This window comes from Burkholderia anthina (assembly GCF_902498995.1).
GTDB lineage: Bacteria > Pseudomonadota > Gammaproteobacteria > Burkholderiales > Burkholderiaceae > Burkholderia > Burkholderia anthina.
Window position 1 is genome coordinate 21,884 of sequence record NZ_CABVLY010000007.1, and the last position, 21,691, is coordinate 43,574.

The following is a 21,691-nucleotide window of genomic DNA, read 5'->3' on the forward strand; positions in this document are numbered from 1 at the left end:
CACCTTTCTCCGCCCCGCACCCCGCTTCCAGCACCACGACCGTATTCGCACGATTTTCGATCTGCGCGATAATCGCTCACTCCTGCGCGAACACCGCCCACCGACTGCCTTACCCGGCGCCTCACCAACGATGAAAAAGCCCGAACTCGACCGACGCGACTGGATTGCCGGCCTCGAAAAAGGCCTGATGATCCTCGAGGCGTTCGACAGCCAGCACGCGCGCATGACGCCCACCCAGGCCGCCGCCCGCACCGGCCTCACGCGCACGGCCGCGCGCCGCTACCTGCTGACGCTCGAATCGCTCGGCTACGTGTACACCGACGGCAAGCTGTACGGCCTCACGCCGCGCGTGCTGCGGGTCGGCTGGTCGTACTTCGACTCCGCGCGCCTGCCGCGCACGGTCCAGCCGTATCTGCAGCAACTGAGCGCGTCGCTGAACGAATCGGCGTACGTGAGCGTGCTCGACGGATGGGAGCTCGTGTTCATCGCGCGCAACGGCGTGTCGCGCGTGATGACGACGGGCTTCGTGCTCGGCGCGCGCGTGCCGGCGCCGCTGACGTCGCCGGGCGTCGTGTTGCTCGCGCATCATCCGGATCGGGAAGCCGTCCGCACGTGGCTCGGCGACACGGCGCTCGCGCCGTTCACGCCGCACACGATCACCAACAAGGCGCGCCTGCTCGAACAGGTCGACCGCGCCCGCGACGCAGGCTACGCGGTGATCGAACAGCAATTGCAGGTCGGCGTGCGCGGGATCGCGGTGCCGCTGAAGAACCGCCATGGCAAAGTCGTCGCCGCGCTGAGCACGAACATGCCGATCGGCGCCGAGACGACCGATGCGGCCGTGCGCCGCGTGCTGCCGCATCTGCAGGAAGCCGCGCTCGCGATGCTCAACGTGCTGTAGGCGCGGGCACCCGCACCACGACCTCACCCGATCCGCCACCACCTCGGCAGCAGATCGCGCACCTCGCGCCGCCGGTAACGATCGTCGATCAGGTGCACGACGCCCTCGTCGTGTTCGGTGCGGATCACGCGTCCGGCCGCCTGCACGACCTTCTGCAAACCCGGATACAGGTACATGTAGTCGTATCCGTTGCCGAAACGCACATCCATCGCGCGCCGCATCTGCTCGTTGACGTCGTTGACCTGCGGCAGCCCGAGCGTCGCGATGAACGCGCCGATCAGCCGCTCGCCGACCAGGTCCACGCCTTCCGAGAACGCGCCGCCCAGCACCGCGAAGCCGACGCCGCGGCCGCCCGCATCGAAGCGGGCGAGAAACGCGTCGCGCTCGCTTTCGGCCATGCCGGGCGCCTGGGCCCACACGGGCACGTCGGGATGGCGAGCCTGCATCAGTGCAACGACGCGCCCGAGATAGTCGAAGCTGCTGAGGAAACCGAGGTAATTGCCGGGTCGCGTCGCGTACTGCGCGGCGATCAGATCCGCGATCGGTTCGAGCGAACGGTCGCGGTCGCGCCAGCGCGTCGACACATGGCTCGCGACGCGCACGGTCAACTGCTCGGCGCGAAACGGCCCGTCGACGTCGAGCCAGCCGGTATCGGCCGGCAGCCCGAGCGTGTCGCGATAGAAATGGAACGGGCTCAGCGTGCCGGAAAACAGCACGGTCGCACGCGCGGCTTCGTAGCGCGACGCGAGAAAACCGGCCGGGATCACGTTGCGTACGCACAGCGTCGACTGGATGCGGCGCCGGCGCGCGGCCGGCACAACGCCGTCGAGCCCCGGCTGGCGCGGCAGCGGCTCGCCGTGCAGCGTCGCATCGAAGATCGACGCGCTGTCGAACGCGTCGGCGAGCACGCCGAACTGGATCGCCTCGAAATGAAAGCGCAGCAGCGCGTCGCCGTTCGCGCGCGGCGCATCGGTCAGGTGTTCGCCGATCGCCGAGACGAGGTTCTGCACCGCCGATACGATCGGGCCTGGAATCTCGGGATACGCCGCATAACGCTCGGCTTGCGCACGATTGAGGGTGCCCCATGCACGCGCGAGCCGGTCGAACGGCTTGCGCAGCGCCGCCGGCGCGGCCTCGCGCGCGGCGGCGAACGCGAACGGGTCGAGCGACGCGCTGTACATCTTGCGCGCGCGGTCGAGCAGGTTGTGCGCCTCGTCGACGAGCACGCCGATGCGCCACTGGTTCTGCTGCGCAAGCGTATGCAGCATCGCGCTGCCGTCGTAGTAGTAGTTGTAGTCGCCGATCACCATGTCCGACCAGCGCGCCAGCTCCTGAGCGAGGTAGTACGGGCAGACGTCGTGCGCGAGCGCCGCCTCGCGCACGGTCGCGCGATCGAGCAGCCCGGCGCCGATCGCCGCGTCGCGCGCGGCGGGCAGCCGGTCGTAGAAGCCCTGCGCGAGCGGACACGATTCGCCGTGACACGCGAGGTCAGGATGCTCGCACGCCTTGTCGCGCGCGACGAGTTCCAGCACGCGCAGCGGCAGCGCCGGCGTGCCGGCGCCGAGCGTCGTCGCCGCTTCGAGTGCGAGCGCACGCCCGGGCGTCTTCGCGGTCAGGAAGAACACGTGATCGAGCTCGCCTTCGCCGCACGCCTTCAGCAACGGAAAGACCGTGCCGACCGTCTTGCCGATACCGGTCGGCGCCTGCGCCATCAGGCAGCGTTCGTCGCGCGCCGCGCGATAGACCGACACGGCCAGCTCGCGCTGCCCGCTGCGGAATTGCCCGTGCGGAAACGTCAGCGCGCGCAGTGCCGCATCGCGGGCCGCGCGATGCGCGGTCTCGCGCTCGGCCCAGCCGACGAAACATGCGCACTGCTCGGCGAAGAACGCGGCGAGCTCGCTCGCGCCCAGCGTGTCGGTCAGCACGGTCTCGCGCTCGGACACGATGTCGAAATACACGAGCGCAACGTCGATTTCCGGAAGGCCGCGCGCGTCGCACATCAGGTGTGCATAGACCTTCGCCTGCGCCCAGTGCAGCGCACGATGATTGGCCGGCATCGCATCGAGGCTGCCGCGATAGGTCTTGATTTCCTCGATCCGGTTCGCGACCGGATCGTAGCCGTCCGCGCGTCCGCGCACGGTGAGCGTGCCCCACGTGCCGGTCAGCGCGATCTCGGTTTCATAGCGCGCGCCGCGGTTCGACGTAACGGCGCCGTGGCCCGCGATCCCTTCGAGCGCGGTCGGCGCGGGCGTGAAGCGCAGGTCGAGATCGCCGCGCCGCGCGGTGAACTCGCACATCGCCCGCACCGCGACGACATAGCTCATGCGGACAACCCCGCCGCTTCGGCCGGCTCGACACCGACGCCCGCCCATTCGACATCGACGACGCGCACCGGCATGCCGTGCGCGATGCAGTACGCGAGCCAGCGTGTCTGGTTGTCCTGCAGCCGGTCGCCGGGGCCCTTCACCTCGATCAGTTCATAGCGCCGCTCGCCGGGCCAGAAGCGGACGAGATCGGGCAGCCCCGAGCGGTTGCCGCGGATATCCGCGAGCAGGCGCGTGAACCACAGCCGCAGATGCTCGGGCGGCAGGCATGCCAGCGCCTCGTCGAGCAGTTCGTCGGTCAGCACGCCCCAGAACACGAACGGCGATTGCAGCCCCGCCTTGGTCGCGTAGTGACGAAGGATCGTGTCGCGATACGCGCCCGAGTCGAGCTGCGCAAAGCACGCGGCGAACGCATCGGTGCGGCGCATCGCGAAATCGGGTGCATGCAGATCGGCCGGCCCGCGCTGGAACGGGTGGAAGAACGCGCCGGGCACGGCCGCGAACACGGGCTCCCAGCACAGCAGCCCGAACAGCGAATTGATCAGCGTGTTCTCGACGTAATGAACCGGCGCTTCGGGCCGCGCCAGATGATCGCGCACGGCGAATTCGACGCTGACGAACGCATCGGGGCGCGCCAGCACCAGCGTCTCGCGCGGCACGTCCGGCGCGGCATGCGCGCGTTCGCCCCGCTGCCCGACGCGCCGCTGCAGACGCGGCAGCATCCGTTCGACGCGCTGGCGCTCCTCGTCGCTTTCGAAGCCGTTGCGCGCGTCGAGCGCCAGCGCGAGCGCGTCGTCGTCGCGTCCGCAGCGTTCGAGCACGCGAATGCGCCGATGGCGGCTGCCCGGCCACGCGCCGCGCGCATACGCGTCGAGCGCGGCGGGCCAGTCGGCGCGGCGTTCGCAGCGTTGCCCGAGCGTGAACAACAGCTTCGCGCGGCGCGTCGCAAGCCACGGCTGCACGCAACTCACCGCGTCGATCGCACGCAGCAGATCGTCGAACGGCAGATCGTCGGGCCACGCGTCGAGCGCTTCGCGGCAAGTCTGCAACGCGAGATACGTATCGACGTCGTCGCGCTGCTGGAACGCGCGCGACGACGGCGCGAACGGCACGCTCTCGTACTGGAACACGCCGAGATCGGCGAGCACGAATTCGCTCCAGTCCTGATGCAGATTGCCGAAGAACATCAGCCGCAGCCGGTCGCACAGCGCGCCGACGGTCACGCGCAGCACGCGATCGTCGGCCTGTTCGCACCATGCATGGAGCGGCTGCGCGACGTCGTGCGCGGGCCGCAGCCGCTCCAGCCATTCGGGCTTGCGTTCGCCCACGTGCGCGGCGAGCGCCGGAAACACCTTCAGCAGATCGGCCTTGGTCAACAACGCGAACAGTTCGTCGAGCGACAGCGCGGGCGCCGGATCGACCCAGCCGAGCGCGACGAGCGGCGCGGCCGCGTCGTGCGGGCAGCCGATTTCGTCGTAGACGAGCTTGCTGGCGCGGAAATCCGACCCGTTGCGCATCAGCATTCGCACGAGCAACGCGCGCGATGCCTGCGGCAACTGCGGAAAGTGGCGCAGAAACGCGTGCTCGCGCTCGTCGAGCAGGTCGTCGTAACGCTCGCCGAGCCAGGCCAGCGCGCGTTCGAAATTGGTCAGGTAGTAAAACGCCGGGGGCGTCGGCGATGCAGGCGTCACGGGAATCGATCACTGTACGTTTGTACAGGTCGCAATCATATCAAATGTGACGAAAAATGCCGCACGCCGTCGGTGGCCCGCCCGGCTCGGCTCCGCTCAAAACTGGTAATTCACCGACATGTCGAACACGCCGTTCGTCGACTGCTGCGTGATCGGGCTGCGCCGTGCGCGGCCCACCAGCTGTTCGATCGCGCCGTCCATCGTCACGAACCAGTGCTTGTTGACGAACCAGACCATCGTCACGCCCGCGCCGTACGACTTCATCCCGGCGCTCGCCGAATAGGCCGGCAGCCCGGAACGCGCCGACGCGCCCGGACTCACGCCGAACCAGCTGTTCATGTAGCGCGAGTCGGCGAACGACACGGTCGGCCCCGCAAACCAGAAGAAATGCTCGTTGCTGCCCGGCATCGGCAGGTAGGCGGAGAAATCGCCGATCCAGCCGTTCGAGCCGCCGATGCTGCGACGGACATCGGCGCGCAGCACGAGCGGGAAATCCTTCGAGATCACGTAGTCGGCCGCGAGCTTCATCACCGGCGCCGCGTTGATGTTGTCGAGGCCGTTCAGGTGGTCGAGATCGTCGGCCGAACGGCGCCCGAGGTCATAGCCGACCGACATGCTCACGCGCCAGTTCGGCCCGCGCAGCACGTTCGCGCCGAGCCCCTCGCCCGTCGACAGGAAGAACAGGTCGCGATAGCGCACGTCGAAATTCGGGCCGCCCATCACGCGATAGCGATCGGAGCCCGCATAGCGCGGCTGCAGCGTCATCGCTGCGCCGACGCTGATCTGCCACGCGGGAACGGCCGGATTGAACAGCTTCTGCAGCGGGACGCCCGCCGAGTATTGCCATTCGCCGAGCGGCGAAGGCGTCTGCGCCGACGCATCGCGCGCGTCGGACGCCGCGAGCGCGGCGAAGGCCGACAGGCCGGATACGAACCGGCGTGCGGCCGGTGACAACAGCGGGCGGGCAGTGGTCGTCAAGGCGGTCTCCGTCGGTTGCGCAAAACGAACCTGAGGGAAAGCGCGTCGCGCTTGATCGGCTGCCACGACAGACTGCCGACGGCGCGAACGTAGTGTGCGCTGAATTAACGGACATCCTACGCGACACGCGCGAAGCCGCAAAGCGCCCGTTGCATGCGGGCACTTTGCCGGATTCCGGCTCGCGCCGGCGGGTCGTTATGGAATCAGAAACGCTCGACGTGGTAATCGCCCGCGAGCGCGGCGGGACTGCGTGTCGACATCATGCGCGAGAAGCCGTCCGCGAGCCGTCCGAGCGCGAGCTGCTTCTGGCTCGCATCCCAGTGCGTGTAGGTGTCGTACGCGGAATCGTCGAACGACACCGTGACGGCGACCGGGCGGCCGCTCGCGCGAAAGCCGATATGGAGCACGCCGCCCGGCAATTCCTCGATGTGATAGCGCAACGAGCGCGACTCGAAATAGCGGCCCAGCACCTGAGCGATCGCGCGCTTGTCCGGCGATTGCACGTGAATGTCCATGATGGTCCTCCTTTCAGTGGTCGCGCGGCCGGCCGCGGTTCGCTGCATCCGTCCGGCATCCGCATCGGCGGCGGCTGCGACGGCGGGTCGCCCTGCGGCGGCCCCGCCGGCACGGGCGGATCCACCGGATCGTCGCGCCCGGGCCACGCCGGATCGGGCTCGACGTCGGGGATCGGTTCGGGACGGTGCAGCATGGATGGCGTGCTCATGTCACTCCTGCGGGGCGGCTCGCGCGTGTCGATTGGCGCGGCGAGCGCGCGCAAGCGGCGTGCCTGCCCGGTGCCAATCCTGCGACGTCATGCGGCCGCTTACCCGTCGCAAGCCGCCATCACGAGCCACATCGTGCGCCCTTCCGCGGCAAGTTGCACGCAAGCGCGAACGGATCGGACGGCGCGCATCGCACCCGCTGCGCACTTGCTGCCCCCCATAGACAGCATGGTTCGGTTCGCGCGCCGCGTCCTTGCCGACGAACAGGCGCCGCTCGGGGCGACAGGCCGGCGATTCGCGCTTCCACGCATCGAAACGCTCGCGCACATGACTGAAATCGCTGCAGCACACGTTCGCGTCGTAACGTATCCTTTCCCTGGGTTCATTCATCACGATTTCCTCTCGTCCACGCCGGCGGCAGGCGGGCCTCGCGTCCGCCGGTGCCGGCGGCTCGATATCCGCAAGGGCCGTACCACCGCCGCCGCTACGCGGCACGGCGCTTGCGTCCGTCGTTACCCGTCAAGGAGGTTCGATCATGACCGTTCACGCCGCCGGAGCATTCCGGCTCGCCACGTCGCGCCCGCCGGCCGAAGACAAGACGGAGGAACGCATCGACGAAGGGCTCGAAGAGACGTTTCCGGCCAGCGACCCGCCCGCCGTCGGCGGCGCGACCCGCATCGATCCCGCCAAACCGTCCGGCGAACGCGAACGTCGCACGCCCGACACTCCGCCACCGCCCCGCGATCACGGCTGACGACTGCATCCGGGGTCGACGTGCAGTTGCACCGGATGCCGGTGTTCGATGGCAACAAGCAGCTCGTCGGCATCGTATCGCTCGGCGACATCGCAACACGCGCGGGCGGCCGGCTGACCTGCGGACGGCGATGACACCGGACAGCGCGTCGCGCACCGTCGCGACCGCAGCCGTTCGACCGCGGGACCGGCCGAACGCTGCAGGCGCACGCGTCATGCGGGGCGATGCGCGGACGCGAAGAAATCGGTCCACGCGCCTTGTTGCCATGCGCCTTCGACCCGCTCGATCGACAACGCGCCGCACGCCAGCAGCGTGCGCTCCGCGAACGTCGCCGTGCGCCGCGTGACGTGCGCGGCCAGCACGACGCCGTTCTCGCACTGTTTCAGCGCCCCATGGCCTTCCGGCGCATCGCCGTTCATCTTGCCGAGCGCACCGCACAACGCGCCGACGTAGCCGCCGACCAGCGGCACGCCGATCCACGCGAGCGGCGAATGAAGCCCGCCGAGATACAGCAGCGCGGCACCCGCCAGCCCGACGATCACGCCGATGGCCACGCCCTCCAGCGCGCCGATGCCGCCTGGGCGCGCCGCCGAATCCGCATAAACGTCGCCGCCGAGCCAGAACAGCGCGTGCTGCCCCGGCGGATTGAGAAAGAAGACCTTCACGTCGTCCCGATGCATGGCGTGGCCGCGCAGTTGTTCCGCGCAGCGCTCCGCCCGCTCGAGCGTCGAGAAACGGCCCGCGATGATGGTGTCCATGTCGAACCCTCCTGCCTGGTGCCGCGCAGGGCCGCGAGGCGCGCGACGCCCGATCGGCCCCGACGCTTGCCCGCGCATCACGTTACTTCCGGCGAATCTGCAGCCTGTCGCGCACGCCGCGTACACCGTCGACGTCGTGCACGACCCGGACCGCGGCCGCATGTTGCGGCGCGTCGGGCACACTGCCCGTCAGCTCGGCCACGCGGCCGTGAACCTGCACGTCGATGTCGTCGGACGCCAGCCCCCGCTCGGCGACGAGCGCGGCCCGGATACGGGACGCGAGCGTCGCATCGCGAAGCCGGCTGCCGACGGCCGACGCCTGGCTCGCGAGCGTCGCCCGAACGCTTTCGTCCGCCGACGCGTAGCGCGGCATCGCGATCCATGCACACGACAGCGTCAGTATGCTCGCGATCCGCACGGCCGGCGGTAGGCGCCGGATGCGTGCCGGCGCCCGGCGGACGCCCTCGCGCGGCGTGTTTTCCGATCCGTTCATCGCGCCTCCTGGTGGGTGGGCGGATGCGGCCCGCGCATCAGCGACGCGGTCCGCTTCCGGCCTTCCGGCCGCCCGGCGATACGTCGACGATCACGCTCGCCAGCGTCGGCATGTCGACCGGCTTGCACAGATACGCATCGAAGCCGGCGGCCATCACGCGGTTGCGGTCCGTGCTGCCCGCGTGCGCGGTCACCGCGACGACCGGCAAGCGTGCGCCGCCGTCCGGCTGATGCCGGATATGGTCGAGCAGCCAGAAGCCGTCGCCGTCCGGCATCGCGAGATCGGACAGCACGACGCTCGGGCGCTGCCGCGCGACGACGTCGAGCGCGTCGTGTCCCGATTGCGCGGTCGACACCTGCGCGCCGAGCGTTTCGAGCGCCGCGGCGAGACTCGCGCGCGACGTCGCGTCGTCGTCGACGACCAGCACGCGCTGGCCGTCCAGCGCGACCGCCGTCGCTGCGCCGCTCGGCCGCAGCGGGTGGCCGAACGAATCGTCGCCGCCCGCGTCGACCGGCAGCATGACCGTGACCGTCGTGCCGTGCCCGGCGCCGTCGCTCGTCGCCGCGACTTCGCCGCCATGCAGCCGTGCGATATTGCGCACGATCGACAGCCCGAGCCCGAGACCGCGCTTCGGCGACGCCGACGCGCCTTCGGGCCGGTTGAACGTATCGAACAGATGGGGCAGGCGCTCGGCGGAAATACCCTGCCCCGTATCGGTAACCGACAGCCGGACGCGCGTGCCGGCGCGCGTCAACGAGATCGTGATGCGTCCGCCCGGCGGCGTGAACTTGATCGCGTTCGACAGCAGGTTGGACAGCACCTGGCGCAGGCGCTCGCCGTCGGCGGAGATCACGCAGTTGGGCATCGCGCAGTCGGTCGACAACTGGAGCCCGTTCGCCTCGGCGCTCGCGCCGAGTTCGCGCGCCGCTTCGCGCACGATGCGTACGAGATCGATCGGCATGCGTTCGAGGCGCATGCGGCCGGTCGCGAGCGACGAGGCGTCGAGCAGGTCGCCGACCATGTGCGACAGCGATCGCGCACTACGGTCGATCGCGTCGATCGCCTGGTGCGCGAACCCCTGACCGTCGGTGCTGCGCAGCACCTCGACCCAGCCGTAGATCACGTTCAGCGGCGTGCGCAACTCGTGCGACACGATGGCGAGCAACTCGTCCTTCATCCGGTTCGACTCGTCGGCCTGCACGCGTGCGTCGCGCGCGCCACGCAACGAACGCACGTCGCGCCGCTCTTCCCGGCGACGCTCGCGCGCCTCGCGCAGCGTCATCGACAAACCGGTGCAGGTGCCCTGTGCATCGACGATCGGCGATGCCGCGACGGTTGCGCGGAAGCGGCCGCCGTCGCGACGCAAACAGAGAACGTCGAGCGGGCCGGAGGGCGCACGCGCGTTCGCGAACGATACGGGGACGGGGTGCCGGCGCAGCCAGCGCGGCGCGATCAGCGTCGTCACGTCGTGTCCGATCACCGTCGCGGCATCCATGCCGAAGATGCGCCGGGCGGCCGGATTCCAGCTCGTGATCCGCCGGGCGGCATCGACGCCGACGATCGCATCGGGCGACGCATCGACCACGCGACGCAGCAGGGTGTCGTCGGGCGAGCGCGCCGCGGGAGCCGGTTCGTGTCGCGGCATCCGCGCGGCGTCCTCGTCGGCATCGACCGCGCCGCGCAACCGGTCGCTCGCGAGCAGCGGCTTCACGGCCATCACCAGCACGCACTCGACGAAACTGATCGCGATGAACGCGCCGGCCTGCGCGAGCAGCGCGGCCATCGATGCATCCGGCCACCACAGTGCGCCGATCACCGCCACGCTGACAGCCGTCGCGGCCAGCCCGCCGGCGAACGACGTCAGCCATGCGGCGGCTGCGACACCGGCATAGAAAGGCAGCGGTGCAAACGGCTCATGCGCGCCCACGACGCGAATCGCCCACGCCTGCAGCGCGGACGCCGCCCCGACGGCCAGCACGACCCATGCGCCCTGCCGCAACAACTCACGGGTAAAGGTCCTCATCGTTTCCTTGCATCGCATCGGCGACCGTCATGCGACGGCATGCCGACTCGGCGGTCCGGCGTGCCGTCGAGCGTGCCGGGCGAGCCCACGCAACCCAGCAACGGGCGTACCCGCCGCGAGAACGTTCGTTACCGTGCTGCACCGCCCCCGGCACCGCGCCAGGCCGGCGTGCGGCACGGTCGGACATCGCATGGGCGCGCGGGCGATCGCACCCGGCTTTCGATTTTTCATTGGCGTGCTGTAAAAACGCACCGGCCGGGCGAGTCGGCCGCAGCGATCGCGTATTTCTTGCTGCATCGGGCCGGGCATTGGAAATTTCTATACCGCGGCACCTTCCGTTGCGTTGCGCTGTCGATGATAAATATTGCAACGAAGGAAACGCGCGGTGCCGATTTTCAAACCGGCCCGCCTGACCTCATGGCTGAATCCGCCCACCGTTCGAAACAGCGCGCCGACGCACGCCGGCTGTCCGGCCACTCCGCCGCGATGCGCACGTTGCTCGGCCGCATTGAGAAAATCGCGCCGACCCGCGCGAGCGTGATGATTGCCGGCGAAAGCGGGGTCGGGAAGGATATCGTCGCGCGCCGGCTGCACGACCTCAGCACGCGTCGCGACGGGCCGTTCGTGCCCGTGAACTGCGGCGCGATTCCGGCCGATATCGCCGAAGCGCAATTGTTCGGCCACGAGAAAGGCAGCTTCACCGGTGCGGTCGCGCAGCGCGAAGGCTTCTTCGAAGCCGCGTGCGGCGGCACGCTGCTGCTCGACGAGATCGCGGAAATGCCCGCAGCGCTGCAGGTGAAGCTGCTGCGGGCGCTCGAATCGAACACGATCGTTCGGGTGGGCGGCATCGAGCCGATTCCGCTCGACGTGCGCATCCTGTCCGCGACCCGTCACAATCCGGCCGAGGCCGTGCGCGACGGCCGGCTGCGCGAGGACTTGTTCTACCGCCTCGCCGCGTTCGCGTTGTACGTGCCGCCGCTGCGCCAGCGGGACGGCGACGTCGAGACGATCGCGCACGAATTCGTCGACACGCTCAACGCGCGGCACCGCTCGCACAAGCGGCTGACCGATGCGGCGATCGCGGCGCTGCGCGCGTATTCGTGGCCCGGCAACGTGCGCGAGCTGCACAACACGCTCGAGCGCGCATACATCCTCGCGGACGACGGAATCGACGTCACGCTGCCGAAGCCGACGATGCTGCCCGACCCTACGTCGGACGATGCCATGGCGCTGCCGCTCGGCGCGACGCTGCACCATGTGCAGCAGCGCTTCATCGCGGCGACGTTGAATCACTTCGACGGCAACAAGCCGCAAGCCGCGAAAGCGCTCGGCATCAGCCTGAAGACCCTCTACAACCGTCTCGCGTTGATGCGCGACGACGGCAACACGTGACGGCCGGCGCCGTCACGCGCAGCGCGGGCGCACGGATCGGCTGATTGCCGATCCGCGTCGCCCCACTCCACTTAGATCAGGCGACCTTGAACTGCCCGACCGTCGACGCGAGCGCGTTCGCCTGCGTCTGCAACGCGGTCGCGGCCGCGGTCGACTGCTCGACGAGCGCCGCGTTCTGCTGCACCATTTCGTCGAGCTGCGTGACCGCGCGATTCACTTCCTGAATGCCGCGCGTCTGTTCGTTCGCCGCGTGCGTGATCTCGGAGATGATCGTCGTCACGTTCGTGACGTTCGACACGATCTCGCGCATCGTGTCGCCGGCCTGGCGCACCTGCCCCGACCCGGCCGACACGCTCGCGACCGTCGATTCGACCAGCACCTTCACCTCGCGCGCGGCCTGCGCGCTGCGCTGCGCGAGGCTGCGCACCTCCTGCGCGACCACCGCGAACCCGCGCCCCTGCTCGCCCGCGCGTGCGGCCTCGACGGCCGCGTTCAACGCGAGAATGTTGGTCTGGAACGCGATCCCGTCGATCACGCCGATGATGTCGCCGATCCGGCCCGACGCTTCCTCGATCTTCTCCATCGTCGCGACGACGTCCGACACGACCACGCCGCCGTGCGACGCGATCCGCGACGCGGCCGCCGCGCGCTCGTCCGCCTGGCCGGCGGCAGCCGCCGACTGGCCGACGGTCGCGGTGATTTCCTCCATCGACGCGGCCGTTTCCTCCAGGCTCGCCGCCGCCGATTCGGTGCGCGACGACAAATCCTGGTTGCCGGCCGCGATTTCGTTCGCGGCCGTACGCACCGACTCGCTCGCATCGCGAATCTGGCGCATCACGTCGTGCAGCTTGTCCACGAAACTGTTGAACGAGCGCGCGATGTCGGCCACCTCGTCGCGGCCTTCGGCCGGCAGGCGCTGCGTGAGGTCGCCCGTGCCCGAGCCGATCGATGCCATCGCCTGACGCACCTGCGACAGGCGGCGGAACGCGGTCGTGGTGATCGCGCCGACGATCAGCGACGCGACGCCGACGATCACCAGCAGCGTGATCAGCGAGGCGGTCAGCAGCGAGCGCATCCCGGCCGTCGCTTCGGATTTGTCCAGCAGCACCAGCGCATACCAGTCGGTGCCCGGCACGGCCTGCGCGCGCACCAGCTTCGCGTCGCCGCCGACGTGCACGTCGACCGGTGCGCTCGCGCCGGCGAGCGCCGCCGCGCTGATCGCGCCGAGATCGGGCGACACGTCCGTGACCGGCTTCAGCGTGAGCTTCGCGTCGGGATGCGCGACGATGTGGCCGCTGCTGTCGATCAACATCCCGAAGCTCGCGGGTGTCGGGCGGATCGACTTCACGTTCGCGATCACGCTGTCCATCGCGACGTCGGCCGCGACGACGCCCTTCAGCCCGCCGTCGCGCAGGATCGGCACCGCGAACGTGACGACCAGGTTGCCGGTGCCCGCGTCGATGTACGGCGGCGTGACGACCGGCTTGCCGGCCTGCGCGGCCTGCTTGTACCACGGGCGGCTGGTCGGATCGTAGTCGGACCCGATGCCGGCCGGATCGGAGAAATGGAACGCCTTGTCCGCGTAGCCGACGTAGACGTTGGTGAAGCCGCCGGCCTCGGCCATCTGCTTGAAGACCGGCACCGGATCGGGCGACAGCGCGGCGTCCTGCAGCGACGCGATCATCCGGCTCCGGGTCGCGACCCAGTCGCCGATGCCGACCACGTGGCCGCTGGCGACGGACGTGAGGTTGCGGTCGATCGCGTCGTCGTTGTACGCGCGCGCGATGAAGTAATTGATCAGTGTGGTGGCGACGAGTGCGAATACGACGATGGCAACGCACGCGGCGAGGATACGGGTCCGGATGGACGAGAACATGGCAACGACTCGGTAAGGGAGCGCGAACGCCCGGTGGACGAATTCCACCGGGTATACGGCATTCGCGCCGCTTACTTGAGGCTGTCGTGACAATTTGGCAATCGTCTGACGAAAATCGCTGATGACTGTCAGTCCGCTGTCAGGACGATTGCGCAGACGCCGCGGGGGGGCGGGCGGGCCCGCGGCGCCCGTCTTTCACAGCCGGCGGCTCGTCGCCTGATCCGGCTCGCGGTGCGGCGTACCGGCCGGCGTATCGCGTTCGAGCTCGTCCTGCCTGCGCATCCGTTCGCGCAGGTGGCGAATCGCGAACACATGGATGTAGTCATGCACGCGCGCGCCGGACGACAGCGCACGCACTTCGTCGTCGAGCATCGTACGCAACTGGTCGGCGCCGATTGCGCGCTGTTCGGCGACTTCCTTGAGTGAATCGAGCAAATTGTCCTGTGACATCGACGAGCTCCTGACGGTCGAGAAACGAAAAGATGACGCTATCGAAAGTTTGGAGACTGAACTGCCGTCCGGCGTGCGATGCGCCGAAACGTGTTTGCGCTCGATCAACGGTACGTTGCATACCGTCGCGCCGATCCGCCGAAGGACCGGTGCGCGCACAGCGCCCGCCGGGCAGATCGCCCGCGAACCACTGGAAGCATTGCCGCGCCCCCCGGAGGCGCGGCATCGCCGATCGGGCGGGAGATGGAACCCCGCGCGACGTCGATGCAGAGAGGAACTTAGTCCGGTCGAAAACCTGCGTCAAGCGCCGGCCGCGGTCACGATTCGTCAGTCGAAATGCACCGGATCGGGGCGCCGGGTGCCGTGTGCGGCGGCGCCGAACCGCGGCGGCGCCGCAGATCGTCCGCTTCGCGTGTCAGCGGATTCCGATAGGTCGCGCGCAATGCCTGACAACGACTTCAGCCCCCGCCGATTGGCAACGCCCGCCGCCGGGCCGATACTGACGTCATGAACTGAACGTTCATACCGGGTCATCGCTCAGCCGGCCGTCGAGCCGGCACGCGGGGTCCGGCGCAGGAGACCAACCATGGCACCTTGTCACTTCCGGGCCCGGGACGGACAGCGGCGCACACATGTGCACGCCGTTCCCGCGCCGCAGGCCGGCATCCGCCCGCCCGCGGATCTGGACGCGCTGCTCGCGCTCGCGCGCGAGTCGGGTTTGCTCGTCATGCTCGACGGGCAGATCGGCCGCGAAAAATACCAGAGCGTCGCGGGGTCCGTGCTCGCGCTGCAGCGGTTCGCCGCCGCGCTGTGCGCACGCGCCGATGCCGATGCACCGGTCGTTCCGGGCACGCGCCGCAAGACGCGCCCCGGCTGGTCGCGGCTGCGCAATCGCACGCCCGGCACACGAGGACGATTGCATGGCGCGCATCGCCGCGCACGCGTATGCCGCGGCGCCCGCCATCGGCATGACCTGCGCGCGCTTCGCATCACGTAACGGCCTGGAAACCTGACGCTTGCACCTGATGCCTGCACGCACGAACGCAGCCCGCGCGGTACGAGGCCGCATCGCGACTGCGTCGTCACGCCGGCAGCGAGCGCCGAGCGCAGGGTGCGCACGACAGCGCATCGCATGCCGCCATCCACACCGATCCGCAACCGCGCGATCGCGTGCCGTGACGTGTCGTTACGTGTCATTACGCGCCGTTCCGCACGGCGACATCGACGAAGCACGTTCCTGCGAGGAAAGCTGTGCGACGGGGCCGGGGAAGCGGACGGGGTGATCGACACCCCGCCCGTCGCCCAAGGCAGCAGCCTGCTGCCTACCCTCGTGCCAGAGAGTTCTGGATCGGATCGCGCCATGCGATGCATGGCACAACTCCGGAAAATGATCGGCGCGAAACCGCGCCGGCCGCGCGTTCGAGCGCGGACTTCGACAGCACGCGTCAACGCGTCGCGCCACCGATGTCGCCGTCCGCGCGCATCGTACACGGACGAACCCTCTTCCACGTGCGACATTGCGTGAATGTCTCACGCGACATTCACGCCATTTCTGATGCAGGTCAACGAATCTTCGCTTCGCTTGTGCTCTGCCGCGATATTCATGCGGCACCGCGCACGAGCAGCACCGGCACCTGCGCGAGATGGGCGACGCGGCGCGCGACGCTGCCGATCAGCCATGCGGCGATACCGCGCCGGCCATGCGTGCCGACCACCAGCAGTTCCGCATGCCAGTGCACCGCGTCGCGCATCAGCGCATGCGCGACGTCGTCGCTGGTCGGACGGGTTTCGACGATGCCGCGCTTGGTCGGGTTCCCGGTGGCATGGAACACCGGGCCGATGCGCGCGAGCGCATCCTCGCCCTCCGCGCGATACGCATCCTCCAGCGCACGTACCGGCACGATATCGGTCAGACGAACCGCGCGATCGACGACATAGGCCGCGTACAGCAGCGTCGTCGGCGCCGCGAAGCCGAGCCCCACATGAACCGCGTGCAACGACGGCTCGCTGCCGTCGACCGCGAACATCAAGCGCTGCAGCGGCCCGTCCGACGGCCGTGCGTAGTCGGCCGGCACGATCAGCAACGCGCAGTGCGCGCGCGTGGCGAGCGTGTCGGACATCGCGCCTTCGACGAGCCGCAACAGCCCGTGATGCGGATTCGCGCCGACCACGAGCACGTCGGCTTGCCACGTCGACGTGTCGTTCGCGAGCGCATTGGCTACCGTGCCGCCCGTGACCGACGTATCGATGATCGTCTGCTCGAGTTCCACGCCGGCGCCGGCGAACATCGCAGCCGTGCGCTCGAGCACCGCCTGCGCTTCGCGCACCATGTCCTCGCGCGCCGACGTCAGCAGCGCGTCGATGCGCGGGATGTCGGGCAGCACGAGACGCGGATTGTCGATTGCGCAGACGATGCGCACCCGCATGCCGGGACGCAGCAGCGTGCTCACATAGCGCGCGGCGGACAGCGACTCCGGCGTCGGATCGACGGCCAGCGCGATCCGGGCGAGCGGCGGGATGGACCGGGTGGATTGCATGGCGAAAGCCTCCTTGCGGGTGCATCGTCTTGAAACGACGCCCGGAGCTTCGCGCGGAAGCGGCACGCGGCGGCTGGACGGCCGGCGCGGTCGCTGGAATCGGCGGATGGTCACGCGAAGCGCGGACAAGCAATTCAAACAGCATATGACGCCCGGGCCGCGCGTGCATGATCGCGATCAACGCACGTGCGGCCCGCGCTGCGCCGCGCGCACATTTCGGGGGCGCGGCACAGCGCCCGTCGCCCGGTTCGGTTACGACTTCGTCGAAACCGGCGTCGCCGGGCGGTTCGCGTAGAACACCGCGTACGCGATGCCCAGCAGCACGATCCACACGGGGCCGATCACGAGCGCGACGCGCGTATCCGGCGAGAACGCCATCAGCACGACGACCAGCGCGAGGAACGCCAGCGCGACGAACGAGCCGAGCGGATAGAACGGCACGCGGATCGGCAGGCGCGCGATCCTGTCGGCCGACAGCGTGCGGCGAAAGCGCATCTGTGCGACCAGGATCACGCACCACGTCCAGATCGCGCCGAACGTCGACACCGACGTCAGCCACACGAACACGTGCTGCGGTGCGAGATAGTTCAGCAGCACGCCGATCAGCAGCAGCGCGACCGACACGAGCACGCCGTACACCGGCACGCCGTTGCGGTTCACGCGGCCAAGCCTGGCCGGCGCCTGGCCCTGCTGCGCGAGGTTGTAGAGCATCCGCGCGGTGCTGAACAGGCCGCTGTTGCACGACGACAGCGCCGCCGTCAACACGACGAAGTTGATGATGCCCGCGGCGGCCGGGATCCCGAGCCGCGAGAACGTCATCACGAACGGGCTGCCCTGCGTGCCGATCTGGTCCCACGGATACAGCGACATGATCACGAATAGTGCGCCGATGTAGAAGATCAGCACGCGCCAGAACACCGAGTTGACGGCCTTCGTCAGCGACTTCTCAGGGTTGCGTGCCTCGCCGGCCGTGAGGCCGAGCATTTCGACGCCGAGATACGCGAACATCACGATCGGCAGCGCGCCGATCACGCCGTCGATGCCGTGCGGCATGAAGCCGCCGTGCGCCCACAGGTTCGAGATGCCGGTCGCGACGCCGCCGTTACCGAAGCCGAACGCGATCATCAGGCCGCCGCCGATGATCATCAGTACGATCGTGACGATCTTGATCAGCGCGAACCAGAACTCGAATTCGCCGTACAGCTTGACCGCGATGAAGTTCACCGCGCCCATCGCGGTGAGCGCCGCGAGCGCCCAGATCCAGTTCGGCACGCCGGGGACCCACATGTGCATGTAGACGCCGACCGCGGTGATTTCCGCCATGCAGGTGACGATCCACACGAACCAGTAGGTCCAGCCCGTCAGGTAGCCCGCGAGCGGGCCGAGGTAGTCGCGTGCATAGCGGCTGAATGCGCCGGCGACCGGATTGGTGATCGCCATTTCGCCGAGCGCGCGCATGATCAGGAAAATCACGATGCCGCCCAGCAGGTAGGTCAGCAGGATGGCCGGGCCAGCCGTGCGGATCGCGGTGGCCGAGCCGAGGAACAGGCCGACGCCGATGGTGGCGCCGAGCGCCATCAGGTTGATGTGCCGCTCTTCCAGAGCGCGGTGCAGTTGGTCTTCCGGTTGTGTCAAGTCCGTCTCCTGGCAGCCGCGAACCGGCCGCCGTCATTGTCGATGTCAATGCGCGACCGTTCATGCCGATACCGGCAAACCGAAAACGAAAAATCCCCGCGGCTGTTTTCCAGATGGAAACGATGCGGATACTGCGTCACTCCGATTGGAATCGCCGAAGATTATCGGCATTTTCCGGAACAATCCGGAAAACGGATCGGGCCTTTCACGGAATACGCCCGTGCGGCCCGCGCGACGCGGCTGTGCGCGTAGCGGGCGGCAACGGGATCAATCGCGTTCGGCGCGAACGGACTCGCGTCGATTGTGCGCAATCAAGCGCATGCAATATGCAGGCAGGATTATATGGATAATCAGACGCTTCGTGCCAGCCGATTTTCGTAGTGATCGGAGCGCGTGAAATCGGGGGATGAAATGCGAATCGGCGCGCGTTTTATTTGGACAACGTCGCCCGCACCGTATATTCGCCTTCGAGCGCGGCGCCGTGGTCCGGCCGCACGAAATACCGCGACGCATCGAGATCGGCCGGCAGCGGCTCGACCGGATAGCCGTGCTTCTCCCATGCATCGAGCCCGCCCTTCAGCGCCCTGATGTTGTGGATCATCTTCTTGCGCTGCATCTTCGCGATCAGGCGCTTGGCCGTTGCCTCGTTCGGGCACACGCAGTACACGACGATCGGCCGCTTCAGCATCTCGGGATCGAGCAGGTCCGGCGAATCGAGATCGACCGGCACCGCGCCGGAGATCCTGAACGGCTCGCGCTCGCGCACCGCACGCGGACGCGCATCGAAGATCAGCGGCGGTTCGTTCGACGTCATCATCTCGACCAGCTGCGGCGGCGAGATCCGCACCTGCGCCAGATAACGGCGGAATTGCAGGCGGCGCACCCAGCGGTACAGCAGGAACGTGATGAAGATCGCGAGGAAGGCGTCGAGGATCGTGCCGCCGCTCGCGCGCACCCACAGCACGAACTGCACGATCTGGTCGTGCACGGCCGCGCCGCCGACGAGCCACACCGCGGCCCACAACGACGCACCGGCCAGATCCCAGAACAGGAATACGCCGACGCCGATCGCGGTCGTGCCGAGCAACGGCGCCGACACGAGCCCGAGGCCCGGCAGGAATTTGGACAGGAGGAGCAGCGGCGCACCGTATCTTTCGAATACGTTACGCGCGAAGCGCAGCGTCGTGTCCAGCGACAGCGAGAAGCGCACGAGCCCGTTCAGCAGACGACGGCCGCGCGTGCGGCCCATGAAGAACCACAGCGAATCGGCGAGCATCGTCGCGCCGATCGCCGCCGCGAACATGCTCGCCCAGGACGCCTGCCCCATCGCCGCCATCGTGCCGCCGAGAATCAGCATCGGCACGGCCGGCACCGGCACGCCGAGCTGCGTGATCAGCACGCTCGCGAACACGGCCCATGGGCCGAGCGACGAGGGAATCGCGATGGGAAAGTGCCACACGGCGGCGCTCCTGGAAGACTGGCGAACCGTGCGGCGGGGGCGGCCGCCGATACGGCTGGCAGCGGTCGCCGCGGCACGCCCGCAGCCAACCCTGCATCACGGGCATTCTAAACGGGTTTGACCAATACCGCGCGGAACGGCCGCGTTCGACCGCGGCCGCCGGAGCCGCCAGAGCGGTCGGCGGTCGGTACGATCGTCGCGGGCGCACTTACGCGTCGGAACGCGGCGCGAGCCGCGCGACGTATTCGGCGTACTCGGGAAAGGCGGCGCTCAGCGCCGCCGCGTCCGCGAGCTCGAATTCCGCAAATTCGAAGCCCGGCGCCACCGTGCAGCCGACGAGCGCGACGTGCCCGGACGACGCGCAGCGCGCGCCGAACCAGCGCCCGGCCGGCACGACGGCCTGGAACACGGTGCCCGGATGCGTGAGCGGATTGCCGAGCCGGTGGATCGTCAGCCCGTCCCGTTCGTCGAGCACCCACACTTCGAGCGGATCGCCCGCGTAGAAATGCCAGACCTCGTCGGAACGGATCCGGTGCCACGACGAATACGCGCCGTCACACAGCAGGTAGTAGATCGCGGTGGACGCCGCGCGCGGCGCACCGTCGGCCGGGCGCACGACCGAATCGGTCGCGCGGTAGGTTTCCCTGAAATAGCCGCCTTCCGGATGCGGCTGCAGGTTGAACTGGTGAATCAGGTCGGCGGCGGAAATCGGCATGGCGAATGACGTGGACGAAGGATGGAAGCGGTATGCGATTCACGGGCCGATCGACGATGCGGGGCCGTGAGTCGCATACCGCTGCGCCGGTCGCCGCGGCCATGCACGCGGCAACCGGATCGCGCGCGCAATGCAGCGCACGACGATGGAAGCGAACCCGGGTCGATGCTGCCAGAAGGACGGGGCGTGACGCAACCGGCCGTGCCACGCGACGGATAGGCCGGCCTGCGCATCCGCGCTGCGACGACCAGCGCGCGCGACACGCGCTCGCGCGGGCAGCCGCGACCTGCTCACGACAGCCCTGCCCGTCACCGCGCCTGCGTCAGTCCCGCCCGTCGACCGTCATGCGGTCGCTGCCGCTGCCGCCGCCTCGCCGTACCGCACCAGCAGCACGGGCCGATCGGCCGCGCGCAGCAGCGATTCCGCGACGCTGCCGAGCAGCAGCCGGCGCAGGCCGTGGCGACCGCTCGTCCCCATCACGATCAGATCGGCGCCGGCCTCGGCGGCCGTGCGCATCAATACCGCGGCAACGTCCTCGCCGTATGCATCGAGTGCGCGCACGGTGCCGGGTACATGCTGCTGCGCGAGCGCCGCTCTCGCCTCGTCGAGCACCGGCGTCGCCGCATCGGATGCCGCCGCATCGCCGTCGCGTTCGGCCGCAAAGCCCGCGTCGACGTCGACGAGCTGCGGCCGGTGCTCGACGACGTACGCGCACGTGACTTCGCCGCCGGATGCCGCCGCGATCCGGATCGCCTCGTTCAGCGCGAGACGCGCGCTCGGGCTACCGTCGAGCCCGACGAAAATCCGCTTGTACATGGTCCGCCCTCCGACCGGGCCTGCGTTGCGCTTCGCGCCACGGCGGCCCGTCACCGCGAGCCGGCCCGATGCCGGCTCGCCTGCCGAACAGTCTGCCCCACGTGCCGACGCGCCGGTTGATACGCGTCAAGCGCGGCCGGTACGCGCGCTGCAACGCCCGGTCATCG

The 21,691-nt window shown here is 69.0% G+C and carries 18 protein-coding genes and 2 pseudogenes; 5 read left to right on the plus strand and 15 right to left on the minus strand.

The annotated features are described in order from the left end of the window. Nucleotides 1-130 precede the first annotated feature (130 nt). Nucleotides 131-901, plus strand: coding sequence for an IclR family transcriptional regulator domain-containing protein (locus BME24068_RS11230; RefSeq protein ID WP_174926098.1), 771 nt, complete (start codon nucleotides 131-133; stop codon nucleotides 899-901). Nucleotides 902-924: 23 nt separating this feature from the next. Here BME24068_RS11230 and BME24068_RS11235 read toward each other — a convergent pair whose 3' ends face one another. The 5 genes and pseudogenes from BME24068_RS11235 to BME24068_RS11255 form a co-directional block, all read right to left on the minus strand. Continuing rightward, a complete protein-coding gene (locus BME24068_RS11235; RefSeq protein ID WP_174926099.1) occupies nucleotides 925-3,225 on the minus strand; it encodes an ATP-dependent DNA helicase in 2,301 nt (766 codons plus the stop codon). After that, on the minus strand, nucleotides 3,222-4,916 hold the full coding sequence (locus BME24068_RS11240; RefSeq protein WP_174926100.1) for a VRR-NUC domain-containing protein: 1,695 nt from the start codon (nucleotides 4,914-4,916) through the stop codon (nucleotides 3,222-3,224). The genes BME24068_RS11235 and BME24068_RS11240 overlap by 4 nt, the downstream gene beginning before the upstream one ends. Before the next feature lie 96 nt (nucleotides 4,917-5,012). Next, nucleotides 5,013-5,894 (minus strand): MipA/OmpV family protein, encoded by an 882-nt coding sequence (locus BME24068_RS11245; protein ID WP_096498662.1) that lies wholly within the window; start codon nucleotides 5,892-5,894, stop codon nucleotides 5,013-5,015. Between the two features lie 203 nt (nucleotides 5,895-6,097). Then, entirely contained in the window at nucleotides 6,098-6,409 is a 312-nt protein-coding gene (locus BME24068_RS11250) for an ATP-binding protein (protein ID WP_096498664.1), read from the minus strand. Nucleotides 6,410-6,717: 308 nt separating this feature from the next. After that, nucleotides 6,718-7,006 (minus strand): annotated as a pseudogene (locus BME24068_RS11255) (hypothetical protein). A 145-nt stretch (nucleotides 7,007-7,151) separates the two neighbouring features. On the opposite strand from BME24068_RS11255, the gene BME24068_RS11260 reads away from it, so the two are divergent. Further along, nucleotides 7,152-7,370 (plus strand): hypothetical protein, encoded by a 219-nt coding sequence (locus BME24068_RS11260; protein ID WP_096498666.1) that lies wholly within the window; start codon nucleotides 7,152-7,154, stop codon nucleotides 7,368-7,370. 17 nt (nucleotides 7,371-7,387) lie between these two features. Continuing rightward, a pseudogene (locus BME24068_RS11265) lies at nucleotides 7,388-7,504 on the plus strand (CBS domain-containing protein); the annotation flags it as partial. A gap of 78 nt (nucleotides 7,505-7,582) precedes the next feature. Here BME24068_RS11265 and BME24068_RS11270 read toward each other — a convergent pair. The 3 genes from BME24068_RS11270 to BME24068_RS11280 form a co-directional block, all read right to left on the minus strand. Further along, nucleotides 7,583-8,128, minus strand: a complete 546-nt coding sequence (locus BME24068_RS11270) for a hypothetical protein (protein WP_174926101.1) — start codon at nucleotides 8,126-8,128, stop codon at nucleotides 7,583-7,585. 82 nt (nucleotides 8,129-8,210) lie between these two features. Then, nucleotides 8,211-8,621 carry a BON domain-containing protein gene (locus BME24068_RS11275; protein WP_174926102.1) on the minus strand — a complete coding sequence of 137 codons (411 nt, stop codon included), beginning with the start codon at nucleotides 8,619-8,621 and terminating at the stop codon, nucleotides 8,211-8,213. Between the two features lie 37 nt (nucleotides 8,622-8,658). Next, nucleotides 8,659-10,644 carry a hybrid sensor histidine kinase/response regulator gene (locus BME24068_RS11280; protein WP_174926103.1) on the minus strand — a complete coding sequence of 662 codons (1,986 nt, stop codon included), beginning with the start codon at nucleotides 10,642-10,644 and terminating at the stop codon, nucleotides 8,659-8,661. A gap of 354 nt (nucleotides 10,645-10,998) precedes the next feature. On the opposite strand from BME24068_RS11280, the gene BME24068_RS11285 reads away from it, so the two are divergent. Beyond that, on the plus strand, nucleotides 10,999-12,036 hold the full coding sequence (locus BME24068_RS11285) for a sigma-54 interaction domain-containing protein (protein ID WP_096499307.1): 1,038 nt from the start codon (nucleotides 10,999-11,001) through the stop codon (nucleotides 12,034-12,036). Nucleotides 12,037-12,112: 76 nt separating this feature from the next. Here BME24068_RS11285 and BME24068_RS11290 read toward each other — a convergent pair whose 3' ends face one another. Together BME24068_RS11290 and BME24068_RS11295 are read right to left on the minus strand one after the other, a co-directional pair. Continuing rightward, a complete protein-coding gene (locus tag BME24068_RS11290) occupies nucleotides 12,113-13,912 on the minus strand; it encodes a methyl-accepting chemotaxis protein (protein WP_096498676.1) in 1,800 nt (599 codons plus the stop codon). Nucleotides 13,913-14,107: 195 nt separating this feature from the next. Beyond that, the gene (locus BME24068_RS11295) at nucleotides 14,108-14,362 is read right to left on the minus strand and encodes a DUF3562 domain-containing protein (protein WP_096498678.1); all 255 of its coding nucleotides are present in this window, start codon (nucleotides 14,360-14,362) and stop codon (nucleotides 14,108-14,110) included. Between the two features lie 586 nt (nucleotides 14,363-14,948). On the opposite strand from BME24068_RS11295, the gene BME24068_RS11300 reads away from it, so the two are divergent. Further along, nucleotides 14,949-15,359 (plus strand): hypothetical protein, encoded by a 411-nt coding sequence (locus BME24068_RS11300; RefSeq protein WP_239007845.1) that lies wholly within the window; start codon nucleotides 14,949-14,951, stop codon nucleotides 15,357-15,359. Nucleotides 15,360-15,963: 604 nt separating this feature from the next. Here BME24068_RS11300 and BME24068_RS11305 read toward each other — a convergent pair. The 5 genes from BME24068_RS11305 to BME24068_RS11325 form a co-directional block, all read right to left on the minus strand. After that, nucleotides 15,964-16,899 (minus strand): universal stress protein, encoded by a 936-nt coding sequence (locus tag BME24068_RS11305; RefSeq protein WP_174926104.1) that lies wholly within the window; start codon nucleotides 16,897-16,899, stop codon nucleotides 15,964-15,966. A 252-nt stretch (nucleotides 16,900-17,151) separates the two neighbouring features. Continuing rightward, nucleotides 17,152-18,534, minus strand: coding sequence for an amino acid permease (locus BME24068_RS11310; protein ID WP_096498686.1), 1,383 nt, complete (start codon nucleotides 18,532-18,534; stop codon nucleotides 17,152-17,154). 430 nt (nucleotides 18,535-18,964) lie between these two features. Next, nucleotides 18,965-19,993: a DedA family protein/thiosulfate sulfurtransferase GlpE gene (locus BME24068_RS11315; RefSeq protein ID WP_096498688.1), complete on the minus strand. Its 1,029-nt coding sequence runs from the start codon at nucleotides 19,991-19,993 to the stop codon at nucleotides 18,965-18,967. Between the two features lie 208 nt (nucleotides 19,994-20,201). Beyond that, nucleotides 20,202-20,708: a cupin domain-containing protein gene (locus BME24068_RS11320; protein ID WP_174926105.1), complete on the minus strand. Its 507-nt coding sequence runs from the start codon at nucleotides 20,706-20,708 to the stop codon at nucleotides 20,202-20,204. 342 nt (nucleotides 20,709-21,050) lie between these two features. Next, nucleotides 21,051-21,524, minus strand: coding sequence for a universal stress protein (locus BME24068_RS11325; RefSeq protein ID WP_174926106.1), 474 nt, complete (start codon nucleotides 21,522-21,524; stop codon nucleotides 21,051-21,053). Nucleotides 21,525-21,691: the final 167 nt, after the last annotated feature.

Excerpts from the sequence above, each read along its gene's own strand:
- BME24068_RS11230 (WP_174926098.1), top strand. The coding sequence starts at position 131 with ATGAAAAAGCCCGAACTCGACCGACGCGACTGGATTGCCGGCCTCGAA.
- BME24068_RS11235 (WP_174926099.1), bottom strand. The coding sequence starts at position 3,225 with ATGAGCTATGTCGTCGCGGTGCGGGCGATGTGCGAGTTCACCGCGCGG.
- BME24068_RS11250 (WP_096498664.1), bottom strand. The coding sequence starts at position 6,409 with ATGGACATTCACGTGCAATCGCCGGACAAGCGCGCGATCGCTCAGGTG.
- BME24068_RS11260 (WP_096498666.1), top strand. The coding sequence starts at position 7,152 with ATGACCGTTCACGCCGCCGGAGCATTCCGGCTCGCCACGTCGCGCCCG.
- BME24068_RS11270 (WP_174926101.1), bottom strand. The coding sequence starts at position 8,128 with ATGGACACCATCATCGCGGGCCGTTTCTCGACGCTCGAGCGGGCGGAG.
- BME24068_RS11275 (WP_174926102.1), bottom strand. The coding sequence starts at position 8,621 with ATGAACGGATCGGAAAACACGCCGCGCGAGGGCGTCCGCCGGGCGCCG.
- BME24068_RS11280 (WP_174926103.1), bottom strand. The coding sequence starts at position 10,644 with ATGAGGACCTTTACCCGTGAGTTGTTGCGGCAGGGCGCATGGGTCGTG.
- BME24068_RS11285 (WP_096499307.1), top strand. The coding sequence starts at position 10,999 with ATGATAAATATTGCAACGAAGGAAACGCGCGGTGCCGATTTTCAAACC.
- BME24068_RS11290 (WP_096498676.1), bottom strand. The coding sequence starts at position 13,912 with ATGTTCTCGTCCATCCGGACCCGTATCCTCGCCGCGTGCGTTGCCATC.
- BME24068_RS11295 (WP_096498678.1), bottom strand. The coding sequence starts at position 14,362 with ATGTCACAGGACAATTTGCTCGATTCACTCAAGGAAGTCGCCGAACAG.
- BME24068_RS11300 (WP_239007845.1), top strand. The coding sequence starts at position 14,949 with ATGGCACCTTGTCACTTCCGGGCCCGGGACGGACAGCGGCGCACACAT.
- BME24068_RS11305 (WP_174926104.1), bottom strand. The coding sequence starts at position 16,899 with ATGCAATCCACCCGGTCCATCCCGCCGCTCGCCCGGATCGCGCTGGCC.
- BME24068_RS11320 (WP_174926105.1), bottom strand. The coding sequence starts at position 20,708 with ATGCCGATTTCCGCCGCCGACCTGATTCACCAGTTCAACCTGCAGCCG.
- BME24068_RS11325 (WP_174926106.1), bottom strand. The coding sequence starts at position 21,524 with ATGTACAAGCGGATTTTCGTCGGGCTCGACGGTAGCCCGAGCGCGCGT.